The organism is Telluria sp. AC161 (assembly GCF_979258535.1).
The window spans coordinates 2,805,286-2,824,991 of record NZ_OZ409861.1; the positions used below are offsets into that span (position 1 = coordinate 2,805,286).

Consider the following 19,706-nt stretch of genomic DNA (forward strand, 5'->3'; position numbering starts at 1 on the left):
GGCCGTACCGAATCGGGAGCGCATCGACAAGCTTGGAGCGGCTGCTGGCTGGCTCAATCAAACGATTTGGTGGTACCGACGTCGTTATCTGCCCGGACCACAAAACGCAAGCTGTAATTGTCCAGCGTCCCCGGCAAGCGCGCCGGGTCCAGCCGCCCTTGCTGCGACGGCGTCAGCCCGTGGATCCCGTCATCCTCGCCAATCAGCGCGCCCAGCATCACGCTGGTCAGCATCAGCACCAGATTGCGCGCCGGGCACATCACCGGCCCGCTACTGAACGGCACCAGTGGCCAGTCGCGGTCCTGCACATCGCGTACCTTGTCATCCTTCAGCCACAACGCCGGCGCAAACCGGTCGGCGCAGTCCATGCGCCCGTCGTCGCGGTGGAAGAACGGCGTAAACAGCAGGATGCCGGTGCCCTCGGGCATCGTGCCCCCTTCCCACTGCGTCGCGCGCGTGCTCTGGCGCAGGATCGCCGGCGTCGTCGGCCACAGGCGCAGCGATTCGAGAACAGTCGAGCGCAGAAATGGCAGGTACTGGCGTTCGATGCCCGGATGGCTACGCAACTCGGCGCGGGCGCGCGCCGCTTGTTCCGGATGCGCCGCCAGCAGCGCCAGCGCGCGGAAGGTGGCCATGCCGGCAGCGTCGAACGCGAACAGCCACTGCGGCACCTGATGGTTGGCCATCGTGTCGCCGCTCTGGGGCACGCTGGCCGCGACGGCCGCCAGGCTGCCCGGCTCGGCACGGTCGAGATAACCCTGGATGCGCGCCAGGAAGCGTGATCGCAGACCGGTCTTCTTTGGATGCATGAAGGCCCAGTTGGCCGCCTTGCGCAACTCGATGATCATGTCGCTGATGGTCTGGTCGCCGGCAGCAGCGTCGCCGAACACAACGCGCCGCACCATGCGCGTCCAGCCGGCGTTGAACGTGTCCCAGTCGAGCTCGCCCTGGGTACGGGCCTTGGCCAGCAAGCGCCCTGCTTCGTCGTCGACCACCGGCAGGAATTTATCGACCATGTGGTGCACCGCGCGTTCATGCTCGAGCACGTCTTCGTTGAAGCGGCGCCGTGCAGTCCGCTCGGGACATTGCGAGATCAGCGAACCGTGCGGTTCAAAGTGCGACAACGCCGCACGCTTCTCGCTGCTGGCGGCAGAAAACGGTTCGGGCGACTCGTCCAGCACACGCCGCGCATGTTCGGGCGTCAGGATGACCGCCTGCTTGCGGATCGGCAGCGGCAGCATCAGCGGGCCGCTGCCATATTTGTTGCGCAGCTTTTGCATGCGCCCGATCGCGCGCCGGTCGAGCTCCAGCCGTTCGGCCAGCGCCAACACGGCCGGGCGGCGGATGATCACGCCCTTGGCAAACGTCGGGGCCAGCACGTCCACGGCCAGGGCCAGCGTGTCGAGCACACCGGCGGTCGGCAGCTCGCCCTCGCGGGTGCCTGGGGCGCCGCGCGCGCGCGTCATCAATCTGGTGGCGACCAGGCCGCCAGCCAGGCCAAGGGCACCTGCGAGCAGCAAGTTGCGATGGTGTTTGTTCATCTCAGCATCTCTTTCAAAACAGCGTGTTAAGCGGCGCTCTCCGGCTCCGGTCCGCGCGTCTTGCCCGCCGGCGGCTTGAGCTTGACCACCCGGCCGCTACGCGCCGATTCGTAGATCGCATCCATGATGCGCTGGTCCTGCAGCCCCTCCTCACCCGGCGTGTGCACGTCCTTGTTTTGCTGGATGCAGCTGGCGAAGTGGTCGATCATCAGCGTGAACTGGTTGGTTTTGCCGGCCGGGATCTCGGTGGTCTGGTCCTTGCCATCGACCACGCGCGTGATCCGCAGCTTGTTGCCGTGATAGGCGTAAGCAGGATCCATGTCGGCCCACGCCTCAAACCCGTTCAGGCGGAACATCTGCGACTTGTGCGCCGAATAGTTGGTGCTGCAGGTGGCCGAAAAGCCGCTTGGAAAGCGCAGGACGAACTGGCACGATTCCTCGACTTCGCGAAAGCGCGCATCGCCTGGCGTCGACCAGATGCTGCCGAATACCTCGGTCGGTTCTTCGCCGCTGAGAAAGCGCGCGGCATTGATGCAATAGATGCCGATGTCCGGCAGCGCGCCACCGCCCGCCATCGCCTTCTTGAGACGCCAGTGCTGCGGGTCGCCCATATTCTGCGAGTTGACCGAGTTGAATTCCTTCAGCGCGCCCAGCTTTTTGTCGCGGACCATTTTGATCAGCGTGCGATCGAGCGCTTCGTACTGGCTGCGGTAGGCAATCATCAACTGGCGCCCGGCCTTGCGGCAAGCATCGATCATCTGGCGGCACTCGGCGCCGCTGTTGGCCATCGGCTTTTCGCACAGCACGTGTTTGCCGGCACGCGCCGCGCGCACGGTGTACTCCAGATGCAGATGATTGGGCAGCGCGATGTAGACGCTTTTCACGTCCGGCATCTGGGCCAGCTTGTCGTAGTCCTTGTAATCGAGCACTGCGCTCTCGGGAATGTTGTACTGGCGGGCGACCTTCAGCCCCTTGTCACGGTCCCCTGTGACCAGCGCCACGACTTTCGCATGCTTGCTTCGCTGGAAGGCGGGCAGCATCTCGTCGATGGCGATGCGGCCCAGGCCCACCACGGCAACGCCCACCCGCTCATCCCACGAGTCACCCGGCGGCTCGGTCTTCTCGGGCTTTTCGGACTTGTCGAAGATGGGCGGAAAGCTGACCCGGTTCTGTTCGCTGGCTGCGGCCTGCAGCGCTGGCGTGGACAGGGCGGCCATGGTACCGACATAGCGCAGAAAATCGCGGCGCGGCGGCTGATCGTGCTTCATGAGGATTCCTTTCGCGTAGAGGGAATGGATCCTCGCACGCGATTCGGAACAGCAGCGCTCGCTTGCCGGGAAGAAAACCGATCGCGGCTGGATGAGCCTTGTCAGCGCACACCGGTGTCAGTTATCGGGTGACGCGCCCACGATGAATATCTTTTGCAATGTCGCTTCCAGTGACAGCAGTGAAAATGGTTTTTGAATGAACGCGTCGATTGGCGGCGCAGAATATTCGGGCAGCTCGACTGCGGCGGCCATGATCACTTTCAAATGAGGCTGGATCTTTTTTGCGTCGATCGCATAGCTCGGCTCGCCAAGCAATGTGGCGCCCGGGCTGATCATCATGGCGTCAAACACCATCACCTCAAGCATTTTGAGGCCTCGAACGGGTGACGATGCGCCCAGACCCGAGTGGCCCAGTGCCGTCAGCAGATCGAGAATGGTTTCGCGCATGAGAAGGTCTCGTTCGACGATCAAGACATAGCATCGCATGGATCGGCTTTCTTGATGAGTAGTAGTCGAGCTTACTCTCATGGCGCGCACAAAACGGCCGATCTCAGAATATCAGCAAGTTTTTCTTTCTGGCCGCATCATGCGGCCGGCAATAACCCGCGTCGTGTGCGATACCCGCTGCACGCCCGTCGGCCTCGATGGTCACGGTCACCGTGAACTGATCACCCCATTGCAGCTTGTAATAGCTGGCCCTGGGCCAGGGTGGCGGTGCAAAATCAAGCGCGATGCGTGCGACGGTGATGTCCGCGAACGGGATACGCGAGCGCTCCGCCAGCGTCGCAAGGAGCCGGCAATAGCGCTCGAACACATCTGAACATTGCGCAGACGAAGGCTGCGTGGATGACGTCAGCAAGTTCAGTACGACTGTGGTCTGGCCATGCTGATCGGCCAGTGAACGCAGTTTGCCAATCGCCCAATGGCCATCCAGGTCATTGTTCCGGCTAATGAATGAACCGCACAGGCCATTGGCGATATTCGTCAGGCGTTTCTTTGCTGGCATCCGTGCACCCTTTCAGTTGGATCGAAGGGGCGTCAGCCCCTGATCAGTTGTGAATGTACTTGGTGTACACGTCGCTGAAATCACGCTTGGTGTAGGTATCGAGCATCGCGGTATTCAACGCCGTCAGCAATTCATCGAACTGGCTGACGAGGCCGCCGGCACCCGGTGCGATATTGAGCTTGTGCACCGATGCGGTGGCGTCCAGCGTACGCAGCGCGTTGTTGCGGCATACCGCATCGCGTTGCTGCTGCTTGCCGATCGAGATCAAGGCTTTATAGATGTCCTTGAGCTGTTCGATGAACGCTTTCTTGACGTCGATGGAGAACGCCGTGTCGTCCAGATTGAATTTGAGCTCGATATCCATATCGAGCGTGCCGGCTGTTTCGATGGTCACGTCGGTAATTGGGTGCGACGCGTAATCGTAGCGCTTGATCGCGCGCTTCGACGACATGGCCGAGTCGCCATCCACATGAATCAGGCCAAGATTGGTAAAGCAGTATTCGTCTTTCTTGCTTTTGATGAGAAAGAAGATCTGCTCGCCGTCTTCGGTGAACAGGTAGTCATCCGCATCGACATTGCCGTAGTCGGCCGGGCCGACAATAACGCCGATATCGCTGATGCCGAGTGCTTCTGCCGCCATACGCTTGAACATGATCGCCTTCCTGTGTGGTGAGAAAAAAGATACATTACCACCGTTTATTCGGGCACCCCGAGAATCACGCTCGACGCCTTGAACAAGGCGGTTGCAGCCAGCCCTTCGGCCAGCGCCAGCGTATCCACACTCTCGTTCGTCACGGTGGCGGCGACCGTGGCGCCACCGCCAAGCGCAATTACGACCTCGGCATTGACGGCGCCGCGCGTCAGGCGCGCAACAGTACCGGCCAGCTGGTTGCGCGCCGACAGCCGCACGCCTTCGCCCGCCGTCATGACGATCACCGACGACGATTTGATCAGTGCAAACACCTGCCGGCCCGGCACCAATGCCAGGTTGTCGGTGCTTTCGCGCGTGACGATGGCGACGATCTTCTGCCCGCCGGCGATGGCAAGTTCGATCTCGTCATTGACCGCGCCTGGCACCACGCGCGTCACGGTGCCGAAGAACTGATTGCGCGCGCTTGTTCGCATCCTGAACCTCGAAAATAGTGAAACATCGTCGGCCACGCCCTCTGCCTGCCGATTGAGTCGTTCCAGAAAATCATGGTGCAGTTGCTCGACCATGGTGAAGTTCTCGACCAGTTGCGCGCCGCGCGCCGTCAGCCGCGTGCCGCCGCCGCCCTTGCCGCCCGTCGAGCGCTGCACGAGCGGTTCGCCGGCCAGGTTGTTCATCGTGTCGATCGCTTCCCACGCCGCCTTGTAGCTCAGGCCGACCTGTTTTGCGGCCGCCGTGATCGAACCGCATTGCGCAAGCGCCGCCAGCAAACCGACCCGGTTCGTGCCGCCGAGCTGCTCGCCACCCACCGTCATCCAGACGGTGCCCTCGAGAGCGATGTGCCTGTCATCCATATGCGCTCCAGAATCCGTTATATACTTTCGACTATAGCGCTTTTTACGACTCGAGGACGACATGAAATTCTTTGCCGGTGTGCTTGCCGTGATGACCTGCCTGGGAACGGTCCATGCTGGCGAAGTCCAGGTGGCGGTGGCCGCCAATTTCGCGGGCCCGATGGAAAAGCTGGCCGCGCAATTTCAGAAAGACACGGGCCACAAGGCCGTCGTCGCCAGTGGCGCCACCGGCAAGTTCTATGCGCAGATCCGCAACGGCGCGCCGTTCGAAGTGCTGCTGTCGGCCGATGATGAAACGCCGGCGCGGCTGGAAGCCGAAGGCCAGGTCGTCCCCAAAAGCCGCTTTACCTACGCAGTTGGCCGCCTCGTGCTGTGGTCGGCCAAGGCCAACTACGTTGACGCAACCGGCGCCGTGCTCAAGACGGGCGACTTCACGCACCTGGCCATCGCCAATCCGAAGACGGCCCCGTACGGCGCGGCGGCAGTCGCGGTCATCGACAAGCTGGGCTTGACCGCGCGCCTCCAACCACGCCTGGTCCAGGGCGAAAACATCGCGCAATCCTTCCAGTTCGCCAGCACGGGCAACGCCGAACTGGGCTTCGTGGCGCAGGCGCAGGTCTGGCGCGATGGCAAATTCACGGCCGGCTCGGGTTGGATCGTCCCCGCGACGATGCACGCGCCGATCCGCCAGGATGCCGCGCTGCTGACCCGCGGCGCGAAGAACCCGGCCGCGCAGGCGCTGCTGGACTATCTGCGCACCGACAAGGCCAAAGCGCTGATCCGCGCCTACGGCTACGAAGTCTAGGCACATGCTGGACGCGTCCGACTTCGCCGCGATCTGGCTGACGCTCAAGCTCGCGACCCTCGTCACGCTGCTGTTGCTGCTGTTTGGCACGCCGCTGGCATGGTGGCTGGCGCGCACCCGCTCGCGCGCCAAGCGCGTCGTCGGCGCGCTCGTCGCCCTGCCCCTCGTGCTGCCGCCGACCGTGATCGGCTTTTACCTGCTGCTGGCGATGGGGCCGAACGGCCCGCTCGGGCAGCTGACCGGCGCGCTGGGCCTGGGCACGCTTGCCTTCACCTTCACGGGCCTCGTGATCGCGTCGGTGTTCTATTCGCTGCCGTTCGTCGTGCAGCCCTTGCAGAACGCCTTCGAAGCCATCGGTGAACGCCCGCTCGAAGTGGCCGCCACGCTGCGCGCCGGGCCATGGGACACCTTCTGGTCGGTAGTCGTGCCGCTGGCGCGCCCCGGCTTTGTCACCGGCGCGATCCTGGGCTTTGCGCACACGATCGGCGAATTCGGCGTCGTGCTCATGATCGGCGGGAACATCCCCGACAAGACGCGCGTCGTTTCCACCCAAATCTACGATCACGTCGAAGCGATGGAATATGCGCAGGCCCACTGGCTGGCCGGCGGCATGCTGGTGTTCAGCTTTGTCGTGCTGCTCACCTTGTACACGCTGTATCCGCAATCGATGCGGGGGACGCAGCGATGACGCGCATCTCGCTCGCATGCCGGATCGACCGCGGCGCGTTCAATCTCGATGTCGACCTGGCCCTGCCCGGGCGCGGCGTGACCGCGCTGTTCGGGCACTCTGGCTCCGGCAAGACCACGCTGCTGCGCGTGCTGGCGGGCCTGGAGCGCGTGGCCGGCGCCCGCGTCGCGCTGGGCGACGAAGTGTGGCAGGACGACGCCCGCAAGGTGTTCGTGCCGACCCACGAACGCGGCATCGGCTACGTGTTCCAGGAAGCGAGCCTGTTCGCGCACCTGTCCGTGCGCGCCAATCTCGAGTTCGGACGCAAGCGCCTCAAGCCCGCCGAGCGCCGCTTCGACCTGCTGGCGGTGGCCGAACTGCTCGGCATCGAACGCCTGCTCGATGCCAGTCCCGCCACGCTGTCCGGCGGCGAGCGCCAGCGCGCGGCGATTGCGCGCACGCTGCTTGCCTCGCCCCGCCTGCTGCTGATGGACGAGCCGCTCGCCGCGCTCGACATGCGGCGCAAACTCGAGATCCTGCCCTACCTCGAACGCCTGCACGACGAACTGGCGTTGCCGGTCGTGTACGTCAGCCACGCGGCCGACGAAGTGGCGCGGCTGGCCGATCATCTGGTGGTGCTGGAAGAAGGCCGGGTGCTGGCCAGCGGCCCGTTGGCCGCGACGCTCGCGCGGCTGGACCTGGCGGCAAATTTTCAGGACGACGCCGGCGTGATGATCGAGACCACGCTGCAAGCGCACGATGCCGATGGCCTGTCGCACCTGGCATTTGGCGGCGGCGTGCTGCTGGTGGGCCAGCGTAACGCCGCCGTCGGCACCCGCGTGCGCTGCCGCATCCATGCGCGCGATGTGAGCCTGGCGCTGGAGCGGCCACGCGGCAGCAGCATCACGAATATCCTGCCGGCGCGGGTGGATGCGGTCGGCCCGAGCAGCACGCCCGGCCAGGTACTGGTGCGCCTGCTGGTCGGTGAGACAGCGCTGCTGGCGCGGATCACCGAGCGTTCGCGGCGCGAACTGGCAATCGCGCCGGGGTGCGCGGTGTGGGCGCAAGTCAAGGCCGTGGCCTTGCTGGCCTGAACCTGAACCAAGTTAGCCCCGCAGCGCCGCTTCCAGGTCCGACAACTCGGCCGGCTTGACCAGGTGCGCATCGAACCCGGCCTCGTGCGCGCGGCGGCGGTCTTCTGGCGAGCCGTAGCCGGTATGCGCCACCAGCCGGATATGCGCCAGTTGCGGATTGCTCTTGATGCGGCGCGCGACCTGATAACCATCCACGCCCGGCAAGCCGATATCGAGCACGATCACGTGCGGCTCGTGGCGCGCGGCCAACTCTTCGATCTCGTTGGCGTCGGCCGTGGTGTGCGCCTCGTAGCCCATCTCGGCCAGCAGGAAGCCCATCATCTCCATCGCATCGACGTTGTCGTCCACCAGCAGCACGCGCATGCCGCCGCTGTCCGTCCCGGTGGTCGCCTGCGTCACCGCCGCATCGCTCTCACCAGCGCCGACATGCAGCAGTGGCAGGTCGACGGTGAACGTGCTGCCAAGGCCGATGCCTTCGCTGGTGGCCGACAGGTGGCCGCCGTGCAGTTCGAGCAGGTGCGACACCAGCGACAGGCCGATGCCCAGGCCTTCCGGCGCGCGGTCAGGCGGCACCTCGACCTGGGTGAACATGCCGAAGATGCGCGGCAGGTTGTCCTTGGCGATGCCGATGCCGTTGTCGCGCACCGAAATGCACACGCGCGCACTGTCGGTAATGCGCACGGCCAGGTGGATCTCGCCACCGGTCGGCGTGAACTTGGCCGCGTTGTGCAGCAGGTTGCCCACCGACTGGGCCAGGCGTACCGGGTCGCCCGAGACCCAGATCTGGTGGTCCGGCTGCTCGACGCTCAGGTGGTGCCCGCGCGCGTTGATCAGGGGCGCCGCCGTCTCGATGGCCTGGGCGATCACGCCGTTGATGTCGACTTCTTCATTGCGCAGCACGATTTTTCCTTCGGAGATGCGGGCCACGTCCAGCAGGTCGTCGACCAGGTGCGCCAGGTGGTCCACCTGACGCGTGATCACGTCGCGTGCATGCGCCTGGCGCTCGGCGGCCCCTTCGCCGATGGCGCCCAGCAGCGCGGCCGCGTTGCGGATCGGGCTCAGGGGGTTGCGCAGCTCGTGCGCCAGCGTCGCCAGGAACTGGTTCTTGTTGCTGTCGGCTGCGCGCAGCAGCGCCTCCATTTCGCGCCGGCCCGTGATGTCGCTGGTGACGCGCGCCACCCGTACCACCTGGCCGCGCGCATCGCGCACCGGGAACACGCGGTCGCGTACCCAGCGCACCTGGCCGTCGGCGCCAGCAATGCGGAACTCGTCATCGTAATGGGCTTCAAATGCCACGCGCTCCCAGCGCGCCGCCATGCGCGCGCGGTCGTCCTGGTGCACGGCGGCGAGCCAGTCGTCAGGCTGCTGGCCCAGCGCCTCGGCGCTGCGGCCCCACACGGTGGCATACGCCGGGCTGACATACACGACCTCGCGCGCCGGCACCGAGAACATCCAGAACACGTCGTCGATGTTGTCGGTCAGCTGGCGGAAGCGTTCCTCGCTGTCACGCAGGTCGACCTGGATCTGGCGCATGCGCAGCAGCGCGTTGACGTTGGCGATCAGTTCATCGGCCTCGATCGGCGCGGCCAGGTAGTTGTCGGCGCCGCCTTCCAGGCCGCGGATCTTGTCGGCGCGGCCCGTCAGCGCGGCCGACGTCTGCAGCACCAGCACCGTGCTGCTGTCCGATTCGGCCTTGATGCGGCGGCACACTTCGATGCCGTTGATGTCGGGCAGCTTCACGTCGAGCAGCACCAGCGCCGGCAACGTGTTGCGCACGATTTCCAGCGCGTCGGTGCCATTGGCCGCTTCCAGCACCTCGAAGCCGGCGCTTTGCAGGATGCGGGTCTTGGCGTAGCGCGCGCCGTCGTTGTCGTCAACGTTGAGAATCTGGGTCGGATGGGAGTTCATGATCCTGTGGTATCAAATGCTGATGGCGTCGGCGCCAGGCTGCGCGGCAGGGTCAAGGTGAAGGTCGAACCGACACCGACGGTGCTGGCCACGTCGACCCGACCGCCAAGCAGCTCGGCCAGCTTGCGGCACAGGGGCAGACCGAGACCGGTGCCCTTGCTGCGCCGTTGCAGCGGATGCTCGATCTGGCTGAATTCTTCAAAAATGAGTTGGAGGTTGTCGTGGCTGATGCCGATGCCGGTATCGGCCACGGCAAATGCGATCGTGTCTGCCTCGGGATCATGCGCGGCAAACACCAGTACCGAGCCCTGCTCGGTGAATTTCAGCGCGTTCGAAATGAAGTTGCGCAGGATCTGCGAAATCTTGCCTTCGTCCGAATACAGGGGCTCGTTCACGCCGGACGGCTCGAACACCAGTTCGACGCGCGCCTCGTCCACCAGCGGGCGCAGCATGCCCTTGAGCGCGCGGAACAGGTTCTCGACCACCACCGGCTCGACCTGCACCTGCACCCGCCCCGCTTCGATCTTGGCCAGATCGAGCAAGTCATTCACCAGCTCGGACAAATCGTTGGCCGCGGTGGCGATGAAGCTGACCTGGCGTTCCTGCTCTTCGGTCAGGTCGCCATCCATCCGGTTGAGCAGCAACTGGGCCAGCGCGCGGATCGATGACAGTGGCGTGCGCAGCTCGTGGCTCGTGTTGGATAGGAAGCGCGACTTCATTTCGTCGGCGCGGCGCAGGCGCTCGGCCTTGTCCTCGATCTCGGCGTACAGCGCCACGATGCCGCGGTTGGTGTCCTCCAGCTCGCGCGTGAGCGACATCAGGTCTTCCTGGCGTTCGCGCAGCTCGGCCAGCGTCGAGAGCAGCTCCTGGTTCTGCATCTGCAGCTCGTGCAGGGGGCTGGCGTCCGGGCTGTCGGCCAGGCGCGCGCCGATTTCAGCCAGCCGCGCCGGCGTGATGCGCTCGTGCGCCGGCAGCGCCTTGCGCACCGTGACGTTGGCTGCGCCGGTTTCGCCAGGGTCGACCTCGCACGCGTCCATCAGGCGATGCGCGGTAACGATCGCCAGTTCGCGCAGCGACTCGGGGCCCACTTCGCCGAACGTGGCGTCGCCCGCACGGCCGTTGCGCGGCCGCCCGGCGCTGACCAGCACTTCGAGATGCTGGCGCCCGTCGCGTTCGCACAGCTGGAACACGGCGCGCCCGCCGGGACCCTGATAACTCGCGCCGCGCGCCACTTCGGACACCGCCGTGCCGACCCGCACCTGGTCCTGCTGCGACAAGCCCAGCATGGCCGAGATCTGGCGCGCACGCTGGCGCACCAGCACCACATCCTGCTCGCTGTCCAGGCCAACGCTGAGGATGCGCAGGGATGTCATGCGAGGCCTGCTACCCGGCGCACGACGACGACCAAGGCGTCGTCGCGGCCGCGAATGAAGTCACGCATCAGCACCGCGGCGATCAGCGCCGGCGCGCGCCCGTGCAGGCCCGGATACTTGTGCAGATCCCACTGGGTCTGGATGCCATCCGAGCACAGGATGCACAGCGCCCCGGCGGGAAACGGCACCGAAAACTCCTGCACCTTGCGCATATTGGCGCCGACGATGCCGTTGTGCGACACCAGCGCGCGCCGGTCGTCGTCGATCACGACGCCAGCGATATTGCCCACGCCGGCGAAACTCAGTTCATCCTTGTAGAAGTCGACGCGCGCCGCCGCCAGCGCGGCGCCGCGTGTGCCGCGCAATGCTTCGTGCGCCACGTGCACCATCTCGCCGGCGCCGACCGGGCCGCGCTCGGCCAGCGCATCGATCGCCGCATTCGTGGCTGCCGCTGCATTCGGGCCGTGGCCCAGGCCATCGCACGCCAGGATGGTGGCGCCATCGTCGCCGCACGAGACGGCCCAGCCGTCGCCGCATTCGTCTTCGCCGGCGATGGGTGCCCACAGTGCGCCCACTTCCACGCCGCTCGGATGCGGGGCCGGCTCGTCGCGCCACAGGCGCATGAAGAACGCCGTGCCCTCGCCGCGCCGCGTGTACACATCGAACTCATCGGACAGGCGCAGCAGCGCGCCCAGGCCGGTGCCGGCGGTGCCGGCGCTCGAGACGCCATCGAGCAGGCAGTTGTCGATGTCGGCGATGCCGGGGCCCTTGTCGAGCGCCAGCACGTCCACGCCAATGCCGGCCGGCGACTGCGCCGGCCCGACGTGCATCGCGCCTTCGCCGGCGTGCTTGAGGATGTTGGTGGCCGCTTCGGTGATGATCAGGGCCAGCTGGCCGGCCTTGACTTCATTGAAGCCCAGCGAGTCGGCCACCTTCTGGCCGGCGCGGCGCACGGCCGCGACATCGCTGGCATGGGTGAGGTTGAAGACGAAGTGCGACGACTGAGAACTGATCAGCGTTTCCATTTGATAATCAGCACCGCGGTGCCCTCCTTCGGACGGCTGTCGATGTCGAACTCGTCGACCAGCCGCTTGGAGCCGCCCAGGCCGAGGCCCAGGCCGCCGCCGGTGGTGAAACCGTCACGCAGTGCGCTCTCGATGTTCGGGATACCCTGGCCGGCGTCGACGAACAACAGCCCGATGCCAAGGCGCGCGCCGTCGTCGAAGGCATCGAGATGCACCTCGCCGCCGCCGCCGTATTTGATGGTATTGCGTGCGAGTTCACTGGCCGCCGTCACCAGCTTGGTCTGGTCGATCAGCGAGAGACCGATCGCCACTGCGCGTTCGCGCACCTGCTTTCGCACGCCCACCACGTCTTCATCCGAGCGCAGGCGCAAGGTCACGCGGCCGGTGCGCTGTGCGCGGCGATGCTCCAGCAGCGGCGTCTCGAACAGCACCGTCTGGGTTTGCGCGTCGACCATTATCGATAGCTCTTTCCGAGCAGGGCCATGCCCTTCTCGACATTGAGCGCCGTTTGAACGCCATGCAGAGTCAATCCGAGTTCGACGAGCGTGATCGCCACCGCCGGTTGCATGCCCACCACCACGGTGCGTGCGTCGAGCACGCGCGCCATGGCGGCGGTATTGCTGATCATGCGGCCGATAAAGGAGTCGACCAGGTCGAGCGCCGAGATGTCGATCAGGACGCCCTTGGCGCTGTCGCTGACGATGCGCTGGGTCAGGTCGTCCTGCAGTTGCATCGCCAGGCGGTCATGCATGTCGACCTGGATCGTCACCAGCAACAGGTCGCCCATGCGCAGGATCGGGATACGTTCCATAGCAATCGCCTCAGGCTGCGTTCTTGATCATGATCGACGCGCCGGTGCGCTCGAGCGCGACCAGGAACGCATCGGCCAGCGTGGCCTTGGTGATCACGTCTTCCAGGTTCACGCCCAGGTGCACGATGGTTTGCGCGATCTGTGGCCGGATGCCGCTGATGATGCAGTCGGCGCCCATCAGGCGCGCGGCCGCGATGGTCTTCATCAGGTGCTGGGCGACGAGCGTGTCGACGGTCGGCACACCGGTGATGTCGATGATCGCGATGATGGCGCCGGTGTCGACGATCTTTTGCAGGATGTTTTCCATCACCACCTGGGTGCGGGCCGAATCGAGGGTGCCGATCAGCGGCAGCGCCAGGATGCCGTTCCACAGCTTGACCACGGGCGTGGACAGCTCGAGCAGCTCCTGCTGCTGGCGCACGATGATCTGGTCCTTCGTTTTCTGGAACACTTCGATCGTGTACAGGCCCAGCTTGTCGATCAGCGTGTTGACGGTCCAGGACGCGACGGCCAGGCCATCGGCATCGGTCTCGAACACGTCGCGCAGGCGCGCGAACAGCGGCTGCTTGAGCGAGAACACGAGCGTTGCCGTTTCGGCCGGGGTGGAGCCGGCCTTGGCGCGGGTGGCCGAGATTTCGCTGAGCAGGTCGCGCACTTCGTCCCACGAACGGTGCTCGATGTTCTCGAGTTCACCGCTGCGGGTCGCGACAGCGAACGCTTTGAGCAGCTGCTGGCAATGGGCGCGCAACTGCTCGCGCGCCGCGCCGCTGCTGCGCACCGTGATCGACTCCAGCTGGGCGAGCCATTCTGCGCCAATGCCCGATTCTTCTGCAAGAATCGCCTGGCTGATCCGGTCCGCATAATCGTTCATGCTCATCTGTCGTGTCCTCAAATAGTAGGTGGCGCCGCACAAAATCCCGCTGGTCCCGGGCTGCTGTGGCAGAGTGCTGGTAAAAATCCAACTATACCATTTCCGATGTAGACAATCCGCCTTGTTCTATTGGCTAGAGGATATTTTTACGCCCTCTGCGCAGGCCTGCGCGATGGGCCCATTCATACAGCACGGGTAGCAATAACAGGGTCAGCACGGTCGACGACAACACCCCGCCGATGACCACCGTGGCCAGCGGGCGCTGGACCTCGGCGCCGGTGCCCGTCGCCAGCGCCATCGGCACGAAGCCCAGCGACGCTACCAGCGCCGTCATCAGCACCGGCCGCAGGCGCGCCAGGGCGCCATCGCGCACTGCCTCGGGTAGCTTCACCCCCTCCTCGCGCAGGCTGCGGATGAACGCGATCAGCACCAGGCCATTGAGCACCGCCACACCGGAGAGCGCAATGAAGCCCACCGCCGCCGACATCGACAGCGGGATGCCGCGCGCCCACAGCGCGGCCACGCCGCCGGCCAGCGCGAACGGAATCCCGGTGAACACCAGGAGGCCATCGCGCAGGTTGTTGAAGACCAGGTACAGCAGCACGAATACCAGCAGCAGCGAGGCCGGCACGATCAGGCGCAGGCGCTCGGCGGCGGCCGTCAGGTGCTCGAACTGGCCGCCCCAGGCCGTCCAGTAGCCGGGGGCAATCCGTACGTCTTCGGCGATGCGCGCCTGCGCTGCCGCGACGAACGAGCCGATGTCGCGCCCGCGCACGTTGGCGGTGATGACCACGCGGCGCTTGCCTTCTTCGCGACTGAGCTGGTTCGGGCCGGGCGCGACGTCGAAGGTGGCGATTTCGCCCAGCGTGATAAAGCTATGCCCTCCCTCCTTCGTGCCAGGCAAGGCCACCGGCAGCCGGCGCAGCGCGTCGATGTCGGAGCGCCTGTCTTCCGGCAGGCGCACGACGATGTCGAAGCGGCGGTCGCCTTCGAACAGGGTGCCGGCCACGCGCCCGGCGGTGGCGGTCGCGATCATTTCCTGCACGTCGCCGATGTTCAGGCCCATGCGCGCGGCGCGTTCGCGGTCGACCCGGATCTGCAGGATCGGCAGGCCGGACGTCGCCTCGACCTGCACCTCGGCCGCGCCAGGCACTGCGCGCAGGCTCGCCGCGATCTGGCTGGCGGTCGCTTCCAGCACCGCCAGGTCGTCGCCGAACAGCTTGACGGCAACGTCGCTGCGCACGCCCGAAATCAGCTCGTTCACGCGCAGCTGGATCGGCTGGCTGAATTCGTAGCTGTTGCCCGGCAGGCGTTCGAGCGCCGTGCGGATCGCCTCTTGCACGGCGGCGCGGGAACGCCTTGGCTTGGGCCACGCCGACTCGGGCTTGAAGATGATGAAGCTGTCGGCCACGCTCGGCGGCATCGGATCGGACGCGATTTCGGCCGTGCCGATGCGGGCGAACACGCGCGCGATCTCGGGCACCTCGCGCATCAGCGTCGTCTCGATCTGCTGCTGCATCTTCACCGACTGGGTCAGGCTCGTGCCCGGCACGCGCACCGTCAGCACCGCCATGTCGCCCTCGTCGAGATTGGGCGCAAATTCGGTGCCCAGGCGCGTGGCCATGAGCACCGCCAGAGCGATCACCAGGCCGGCAAACACCAGCACCACGGCGCGGTTGGCCAGCGCGTAGTCGAGCGCCGGCGCGTACCAGCGGCGCGCGGCCAGCATGACGCGGCTGTCCTTTTCGTCGACCTTGCTGCCGATGAACAGCGCCACGGCGGCCGGCACGAACGTCACCGACAGGATCATCGCGCCCAGCAGCGCGAACACCACCGTAAACGCCATCGGATGGAACATCTTGCCCTCGATGCCGGTGAGCGCAAAGATCGGCAGGTACACGATCATGATGATCAGCTGCCCGTAGATCAGGGGCCGCCTGGCTTCGCGCGCGGCCGCGAAGACTTCAGCAAAGCGCTCTTCGCGGCTCAAGAGGCGTCCGAGCCGGTGCTGGGCGCCGGCCAGCCGGCGCACGCAGTTTTCGACGATGACGACGGCGCCGTCGACGATGATGCCAAAGTCCAGCGCGCCCAGGCTGAGCAGGTTGGCGCTGACGCCGCCGGCCACCATGCCCGAGAACGTAAACAGCATCGCCAGTGGAATCACCAGCGCGGTGAGCAGCGCCGCGCGCAAATTCCCCAGAAAGAAAAACAGCACGGCGATGACGAGGATTGCACCCTCGATGAGGTTCTTGCGCACCGTGGCAATCGCCTTCTCGACCAGCACCGTGCGGTCGTACACGGTGACCGCCTTGACGCCCTTGGGCAGGCTGCGGTTGATCTCGAGCATGCGCGCATCGACCGCTTGCGCGACCTTGCGGCTGTTCTCGCCGATCAGCATGACGACGGTGCCCAGCACCACCTCGACGCCGTTCTCCGTGGCCGCGCCGGTACGCAGCTCGCGCCCGATGCCCACTTCGGCGACGTCGCGCACGCGCACCGGGATGCCATTGACGCTGGTGACGACGATATTGCCGATGTCGTCGATCGACGCAGCCTGCCCCGGCGCGCGCACCAGGTACTGCTCGCCCTCGCGCTCGATATAGCCGGCGCCGACATTGCTGTTGTTGCGCTCGAGGGCGTGCACGATGTCGATCAGTTCCAGCCCGTACGACGACAGCGTGGCTGTGTTCGGGGCCACCAGGTATTCCTTGTCGAAGCCGCCGATGGAATTGATATCGGTCACGCCCGGCACGGTGCGCAGCTGCGGCTTGATGATCCAGTCCTGGATCTCGCGCAGGTCGGTCGGCGTGTAAGGCGTGCCATCGGGCTTCTTCGCCCCCGGCTCGCTCTCGACGGTCCACTGGTAGATTTCGCTCAGGCCCGTGGCGATCGGGCCCAGCGCTGGCACCACGCCGGCCGGCAGATTCTCGCGCGCATCCTGCAGACGCTGGCTCACGAGCTGGCGCGCAAAATGGATGTCGGTGCCCTCGTCGAATACCACTGTCACCTGCGACAGGCCGTAGCGCGACAGTGAGCGGTAGGTTTCCAGGTGCGGCAGGCCGGCCAGCACCGCCTCCACCGGATAGGTGATGCGCTGCTCGACCTCGAGCGGCGAGTAGCCTGGCACCGCCGTGTTGATCTGCACCTGGACGTTGGTCACGTCGGGCACGGCGTCGATCGGCAGGCGGCCATAGTTGTAGATGCCGATGGCCGCCATCGCCAGCACGGCCAGCAGCACCAGCCAGCGCCGCTCGATACTGAGCGTAATGAGGCGGTCGAACCAGGTGGAAGCTTGCAGGTCAGTGTTCATGGCTGGCCTCACCCTTGCCCTGTTCGGCCTTGATCGTGAAGCTGCCGCTGGCGGCGTAGGTGTCGCCCGGATTCAGGCCGGCCGTGATCTCGATGAAGCGGCCGTCAGCGCGCCCGGTGCTGACTGGCTGCGCAATGAAGCCTTCCTTGACGCGCTTGTAGACCACCTGCCGGGTATCGACGGTCTGGATCGCTTCGCGTGCGACGGCCACCGGCACGTCGCTCGAACCGGTCACGATGTCGACGTTTACGGCCAGGCCTGGCCGCCACGCAGCGCCCGGATTGGCCAGCACCACGCGCGCCTTGGCCGAGCGCGACGCCTCGCCCACCAGCGAACTGACAAAGCTCACCTTGCCGGGCGCCGTCGTGTCCGAGGCAATCGACCGGATCACGGCGGTCGTGCCGACGCGCACGATGTCCAGGTCGCGCGCCGGCACCACCACGTCGGCCCACACGGTCGACAGGTCGGTCAGCGTGAACACGCGCGTATCGGCGCCCACCACTTCGCCCAGCGTGATGTGCTTTTCGACGATGATGCCGTCGAACGGGGCGCGGATGGCGAGCAGGTTCGAGCCGCCACTACCACTACCACCGGCGGCACCGAGTGCCTGCAGTTGCTGGCGCACGGTGTCGCGTGCGACTTCGGCCTCGATCAGTTCCTGTTCGGCTTTCAGCAGATCCTGGCGCGCCGTGATCTTTTCTTCCCACAGCGTGCGCTCGGTCGCAACAATCCTGCGCGCATAGTCGACGCGCTTTTGCGCCGCCGTCAGCGCGCCGCGCTGGCCGGCGATGTCGACGCTGGCGATGCTGGCCAGTACCTGGTCCTTGCGCACCTGCTGGCCCAGGTCGGCGCTGACGTCGCGCACCGAGCCGGCCGCGCGCGGCGTCACGTGGGCGGTGCGGTCTTCGTTCAGTGCGATCTGGCCCGGCATGCGGATGAAGGTGTCCAGGTGCTTGGGGCCAGCCGTGGCAACCGTGATGCCGGCCACGGTGATCTGGCCCGGCGTGAAGTGGATGACGCCGTCGTCGGCGTGCGCGGCTTCTTTTTCTTCGGCGTGTTCGCCCTGTTCGGCGTGTTCGTCATGCTCATCGCCTGCCGGCTGCGCGCGGTCGCGCAGCAAGACAAAGGCGCTAAGGGCCAGCGCGATAGCCAGCATGATGACGATGATGCGGGTTTGCTGCTTGTTCATGGATTCTCCTGCACGGCTGCTTGTCCCAGCAGGCGTGCGATATCGGCCTGCGCGCGATGGCTCTCGGCGACGGCATTGAGGTATTGGTAGGTAGATTGCGCCAGCACGCGCTGGGCGTCGAGCACGTCGATCAGGCCGAACTTGCCAAGCTCGAAGCCGCGGCTGGCAGCGCGCTGCGCGTCCTGCGCGCCCGGCAGGATGTCACTCGCGATCAGGGCGCATTCGGCCAGCGCTGTAGCAAGGCGCGCATGCGCCTGACCCAGTTCGGCGCGCAGGCGCGCGGCTTGTGCATCCTGTTCGTCCTGCGCCTTGTCGACGCGGCGCAGCGCATCGAGGACGGCGCCGTCGTTGCGATTGAACAGCGGCAGCGGCACCGACAGGCCCAGCACGGTGCGGTTGCGGGCATCCGGCCCTTCGCGCTGGGCCCCGACGATCACGTTCACGTCCGGCGTGCGGCGCGCCTGTTCGAGCCGGGCCAGCGCCTGGCGGTGCTTGACGTGTGCGCCGGCCTGGCGCATGCCGGGTGCGGCGTCCAGTTGTGCCAGCAAGCGGTCGAGCGGCGGCAGCACGGGCAGCGTGACGGCGTCAGGTTCGACGACCACAAGCCCGCGCGCGTCACCCGCCCATAGCGCTGCGAGCTGGATCCGCGCGGCTTCCAGCACGCGCGCTGCCTGCAGCGCCTCGATGCGCGCTCCCCCCTGCGCCACGCGGGCGCGGGTCTGCTCGACGGGCGACAAGGTGCCCGCATCGACCCGCTTGCCGGCAGCGTCCAGCGCGCGGCCCGCGAGATGCACCAGTTCCTGCGCCATGCGTTCGCGCGCCAGCGCGGCCACGACGTCGTGGAATGCGGCAATCACGTCGGCGCGCACGCGCGCCTGCTCGGCGTTCAGCGCCAGCGCCGCCAGCTGGCCTTCCTGGCGCGCCGCATCGATGCGCGCGGCGCGCTTGCCGCCCAGCTCCACCGGAATGGTCAACAGCGCCGTGGTCGTGCGACTGTCGCTGCGCGAGCCCTCGCGCAGCAGCTCGAGTTCGGGATTGGGGCGCGCCCCGGCTTGGGCTAGTGAGCCCTGTTGCGCGGCGACCTCCTGGCCGGCCGCGCGCAGCGTCGGGTTCAAACGCAGTGCCAGCGCGATGGCGGCGTCGAGCGTCAAGGGCTGCAGCGGGGTAGCCACGGCGGCGGCCATGGGCGCAGCCTGGACTGCGGGCGGCAGGCCAATGGAGGCCAGCGCGCACGCCATGGCGAACGCCGCCAGCGGCGGTGTCAAACGGTGTTTCATGATGGTGCTCCGAACGGGTGAATGTCCGGCGAAGGCAATCGGGCGGCCGCGCGTGGCG

18 protein-coding genes are annotated in these 19,706 nt (G+C 66.2%); 3 read left to right on the forward strand and 15 right to left on the reverse strand.

The features are described 5' to 3' along the window. Positions 1-53: 53 nt before the first annotated feature. The 6 genes from ACZ0AJ_RS12570 to ACZ0AJ_RS12595 all read right to left on the reverse strand — a co-directional run bounded on the left by ACZ0AJ_RS12570 (position 54) and on the right by ACZ0AJ_RS12595 (position 5,318). On the reverse strand, positions 54-1,541 hold the full coding sequence (locus tag ACZ0AJ_RS12570; protein WP_499454835.1) for a cytochrome P450: 1,488 nt from the start codon (positions 1,539-1,541) through the stop codon (positions 54-56). A gap of 26 nt (positions 1,542-1,567) precedes the next feature. Further along, positions 1,568-2,809, reverse strand: a complete 1,242-nt coding sequence (locus tag ACZ0AJ_RS12575) for a Gfo/Idh/MocA family protein (RefSeq protein WP_499454993.1) — start codon at positions 2,807-2,809, stop codon at positions 1,568-1,570. Positions 2,810-2,926: 117 nt separating this feature from the next. After that, positions 2,927-3,256, reverse strand: a complete 330-nt coding sequence (locus tag ACZ0AJ_RS12580; RefSeq protein ID WP_499454839.1) for a hypothetical protein — start codon at positions 3,254-3,256, stop codon at positions 2,927-2,929. Positions 3,257-3,359: 103 nt separating this feature from the next. After that, positions 3,360-3,815: a hypothetical protein gene (locus ACZ0AJ_RS12585; RefSeq protein ID WP_499454995.1), complete on the reverse strand. Its 456-nt coding sequence runs from the start codon at positions 3,813-3,815 to the stop codon at positions 3,360-3,362. Between the two features lie 43 nt (positions 3,816-3,858). Beyond that, on the reverse strand, positions 3,859-4,467 hold the full coding sequence (locus ACZ0AJ_RS12590) for a PH domain-containing protein (protein ID WP_499454843.1): 609 nt from the start codon (positions 4,465-4,467) through the stop codon (positions 3,859-3,861). A gap of 44 nt (positions 4,468-4,511) precedes the next feature. Further along, entirely contained in the window at positions 4,512-5,318 is an 807-nt protein-coding gene (locus ACZ0AJ_RS12595) for a TOBE domain-containing protein (protein ID WP_499454845.1), read from the reverse strand. 61 nt (positions 5,319-5,379) lie between these two features. Here ACZ0AJ_RS12595 and modA point away from each other — a divergent pair, with 61 nt between their 5' ends. The 3 genes from modA to modC are packed head-to-tail and all read left to right on the forward strand — an operon-like array spanning position 5,380 to position 7,884. Next, positions 5,380-6,123: a molybdate ABC transporter substrate-binding protein gene (gene modA / locus ACZ0AJ_RS12600; protein WP_499454847.1), complete on the forward strand. Its 744-nt coding sequence runs from the start codon at positions 5,380-5,382 to the stop codon at positions 6,121-6,123. A gap of 4 nt (positions 6,124-6,127) precedes the next feature. Beyond that, entirely contained in the window at positions 6,128-6,811 is a 684-nt protein-coding gene (gene modB / locus ACZ0AJ_RS12605; RefSeq protein WP_258834921.1) for a molybdate ABC transporter permease subunit, read from the forward strand. Beyond that, positions 6,808-7,884, forward strand: a complete 1,077-nt coding sequence (gene modC / locus ACZ0AJ_RS12610; RefSeq protein ID WP_499454848.1) for a molybdenum ABC transporter ATP-binding protein — start codon at positions 6,808-6,810, stop codon at positions 7,882-7,884. Before modB ends, modC begins: the two co-directional genes overlap by 4 nt. Before the next feature lie 12 nt (positions 7,885-7,896). Here the strand turns inward: modC and ACZ0AJ_RS12615 are convergent, their stop codons facing one another. The 9 genes from ACZ0AJ_RS12615 to ACZ0AJ_RS12655 all read right to left on the reverse strand — a co-directional run bounded on the left by ACZ0AJ_RS12615 (position 7,897) and on the right by ACZ0AJ_RS12655 (position 19,648). Next, positions 7,897-9,792 (reverse strand): ATP-binding response regulator, encoded by a 1,896-nt coding sequence (locus tag ACZ0AJ_RS12615; protein WP_499454998.1) that lies wholly within the window; start codon positions 9,790-9,792, stop codon positions 7,897-7,899. Continuing rightward, positions 9,789-11,165: an ATP-binding protein gene (locus ACZ0AJ_RS12620; protein WP_499454852.1), complete on the reverse strand. Its 1,377-nt coding sequence runs from the start codon at positions 11,163-11,165 to the stop codon at positions 9,789-9,791. Before ACZ0AJ_RS12620 ends, ACZ0AJ_RS12615 begins: the two co-directional genes overlap by 4 nt. Beyond that, the gene (locus ACZ0AJ_RS12625) at positions 11,162-12,190 is read right to left on the reverse strand and encodes an ATP-binding SpoIIE family protein phosphatase (protein WP_499455000.1); all 1,029 of its coding nucleotides are present in this window, start codon (positions 12,188-12,190) and stop codon (positions 11,162-11,164) included. Before ACZ0AJ_RS12625 ends, ACZ0AJ_RS12620 begins: the two co-directional genes overlap by 4 nt. Next, complete coding sequence (locus ACZ0AJ_RS12630; protein ID WP_499454856.1) at positions 12,178-12,645, reverse strand: anti-sigma regulatory factor; 468 nt, start codon at positions 12,643-12,645, stop codon at positions 12,178-12,180. The genes ACZ0AJ_RS12625 and ACZ0AJ_RS12630 overlap by 13 nt, the downstream gene beginning before the upstream one ends. After that, positions 12,645-13,001 carry an STAS domain-containing protein gene (locus ACZ0AJ_RS12635; RefSeq protein WP_183555342.1) on the reverse strand — a complete coding sequence of 119 codons (357 nt, stop codon included), beginning with the start codon at positions 12,999-13,001 and terminating at the stop codon, positions 12,645-12,647. Before ACZ0AJ_RS12635 ends, ACZ0AJ_RS12630 begins: the two co-directional genes overlap by 1 nt. Before the next feature lie 10 nt (positions 13,002-13,011). Next, positions 13,012-13,878, reverse strand: a complete 867-nt coding sequence (locus tag ACZ0AJ_RS12640) for an STAS domain-containing protein (RefSeq protein ID WP_499454858.1) — start codon at positions 13,876-13,878, stop codon at positions 13,012-13,014. Between the two features lie 127 nt (positions 13,879-14,005). Continuing rightward, the gene (locus ACZ0AJ_RS12645) at positions 14,006-17,182 is read right to left on the reverse strand and encodes an efflux RND transporter permease subunit (protein WP_499455003.1); all 3,177 of its coding nucleotides are present in this window, start codon (positions 17,180-17,182) and stop codon (positions 14,006-14,008) included. Then, complete coding sequence (locus tag ACZ0AJ_RS12650) at positions 17,172-18,371, reverse strand: efflux RND transporter periplasmic adaptor subunit (RefSeq protein WP_499454859.1); 1,200 nt, start codon at positions 18,369-18,371, stop codon at positions 17,172-17,174. Before ACZ0AJ_RS12650 ends, ACZ0AJ_RS12645 begins: the two co-directional genes overlap by 11 nt. Further along, positions 18,368-19,648, reverse strand: a complete 1,281-nt coding sequence (locus ACZ0AJ_RS12655; RefSeq protein WP_499455006.1) for a TolC family protein — start codon at positions 19,646-19,648, stop codon at positions 18,368-18,370. Before ACZ0AJ_RS12655 ends, ACZ0AJ_RS12650 begins: the two co-directional genes overlap by 4 nt. Positions 19,649-19,706: the final 58 nt, after the last annotated feature.

Bases quoted from the DNA above. Each gene is read 5' to 3' on its own strand.
- ACZ0AJ_RS12595 (WP_499454845.1), bottom strand. From the start codon at position 5,318: ATGGATGACAGGCACATCGCTCTCGAGGGCACCGTCTGGATGACGGTG.
- ACZ0AJ_RS12640 (WP_499454858.1), bottom strand. From the start codon at position 13,878: ATGAGCATGAACGATTATGCGGACCGGATCAGCCAGGCGATTCTTGCA.
- ACZ0AJ_RS12590 (WP_499454843.1), bottom strand. From the start codon at position 4,467: ATGTTCAAGCGTATGGCGGCAGAAGCACTCGGCATCAGCGATATCGGC.
- ACZ0AJ_RS12620 (WP_499454852.1), bottom strand. From the start codon at position 11,165: ATGACATCCCTGCGCATCCTCAGCGTTGGCCTGGACAGCGAGCAGGAT.
- ACZ0AJ_RS12580 (WP_499454839.1), bottom strand. From the start codon at position 3,256: ATGCGCGAAACCATTCTCGATCTGCTGACGGCACTGGGCCACTCGGGT.
- ACZ0AJ_RS12645 (WP_499455003.1), bottom strand. From the start codon at position 17,182: ATGAACACTGACCTGCAAGCTTCCACCTGGTTCGACCGCCTCATTACG.
- ACZ0AJ_RS12575 (WP_499454993.1), bottom strand. From the start codon at position 2,809: ATGAAGCACGATCAGCCGCCGCGCCGCGATTTTCTGCGCTATGTCGGT.
- ACZ0AJ_RS12615 (WP_499454998.1), bottom strand. From the start codon at position 9,792: ATGAACTCCCATCCGACCCAGATTCTCAACGTTGACGACAACGACGGC.
- ACZ0AJ_RS12635 (WP_183555342.1), bottom strand. From the start codon at position 13,001: ATGGAACGTATCCCGATCCTGCGCATGGGCGACCTGTTGCTGGTGACG.
- modC (WP_499454848.1), top strand. From the start codon at position 6,808: ATGACGCGCATCTCGCTCGCATGCCGGATCGACCGCGGCGCGTTCAAT.
- ACZ0AJ_RS12570 (WP_499454835.1), bottom strand. From the start codon at position 1,541: ATGAACAAACACCATCGCAACTTGCTGCTCGCAGGTGCCCTTGGCCTG.
- ACZ0AJ_RS12585 (WP_499454995.1), bottom strand. From the start codon at position 3,815: ATGCCAGCAAAGAAACGCCTGACGAATATCGCCAATGGCCTGTGCGGT.
- ACZ0AJ_RS12630 (WP_499454856.1), bottom strand. From the start codon at position 12,645: ATGGTCGACGCGCAAACCCAGACGGTGCTGTTCGAGACGCCGCTGCTG.
- ACZ0AJ_RS12625 (WP_499455000.1), bottom strand. From the start codon at position 12,190: ATGGAAACGCTGATCAGTTCTCAGTCGTCGCACTTCGTCTTCAACCTC.
- modA (WP_499454847.1), top strand. From the start codon at position 5,380: ATGAAATTCTTTGCCGGTGTGCTTGCCGTGATGACCTGCCTGGGAACG.
- ACZ0AJ_RS12655 (WP_499455006.1), bottom strand. From the start codon at position 19,648: ATGAAACACCGTTTGACACCGCCGCTGGCGGCGTTCGCCATGGCGTGC.
- modB (WP_258834921.1), top strand. From the start codon at position 6,128: ATGCTGGACGCGTCCGACTTCGCCGCGATCTGGCTGACGCTCAAGCTC.
- ACZ0AJ_RS12650 (WP_499454859.1), bottom strand. From the start codon at position 18,371: ATGAACAAGCAGCAAACCCGCATCATCGTCATCATGCTGGCTATCGCG.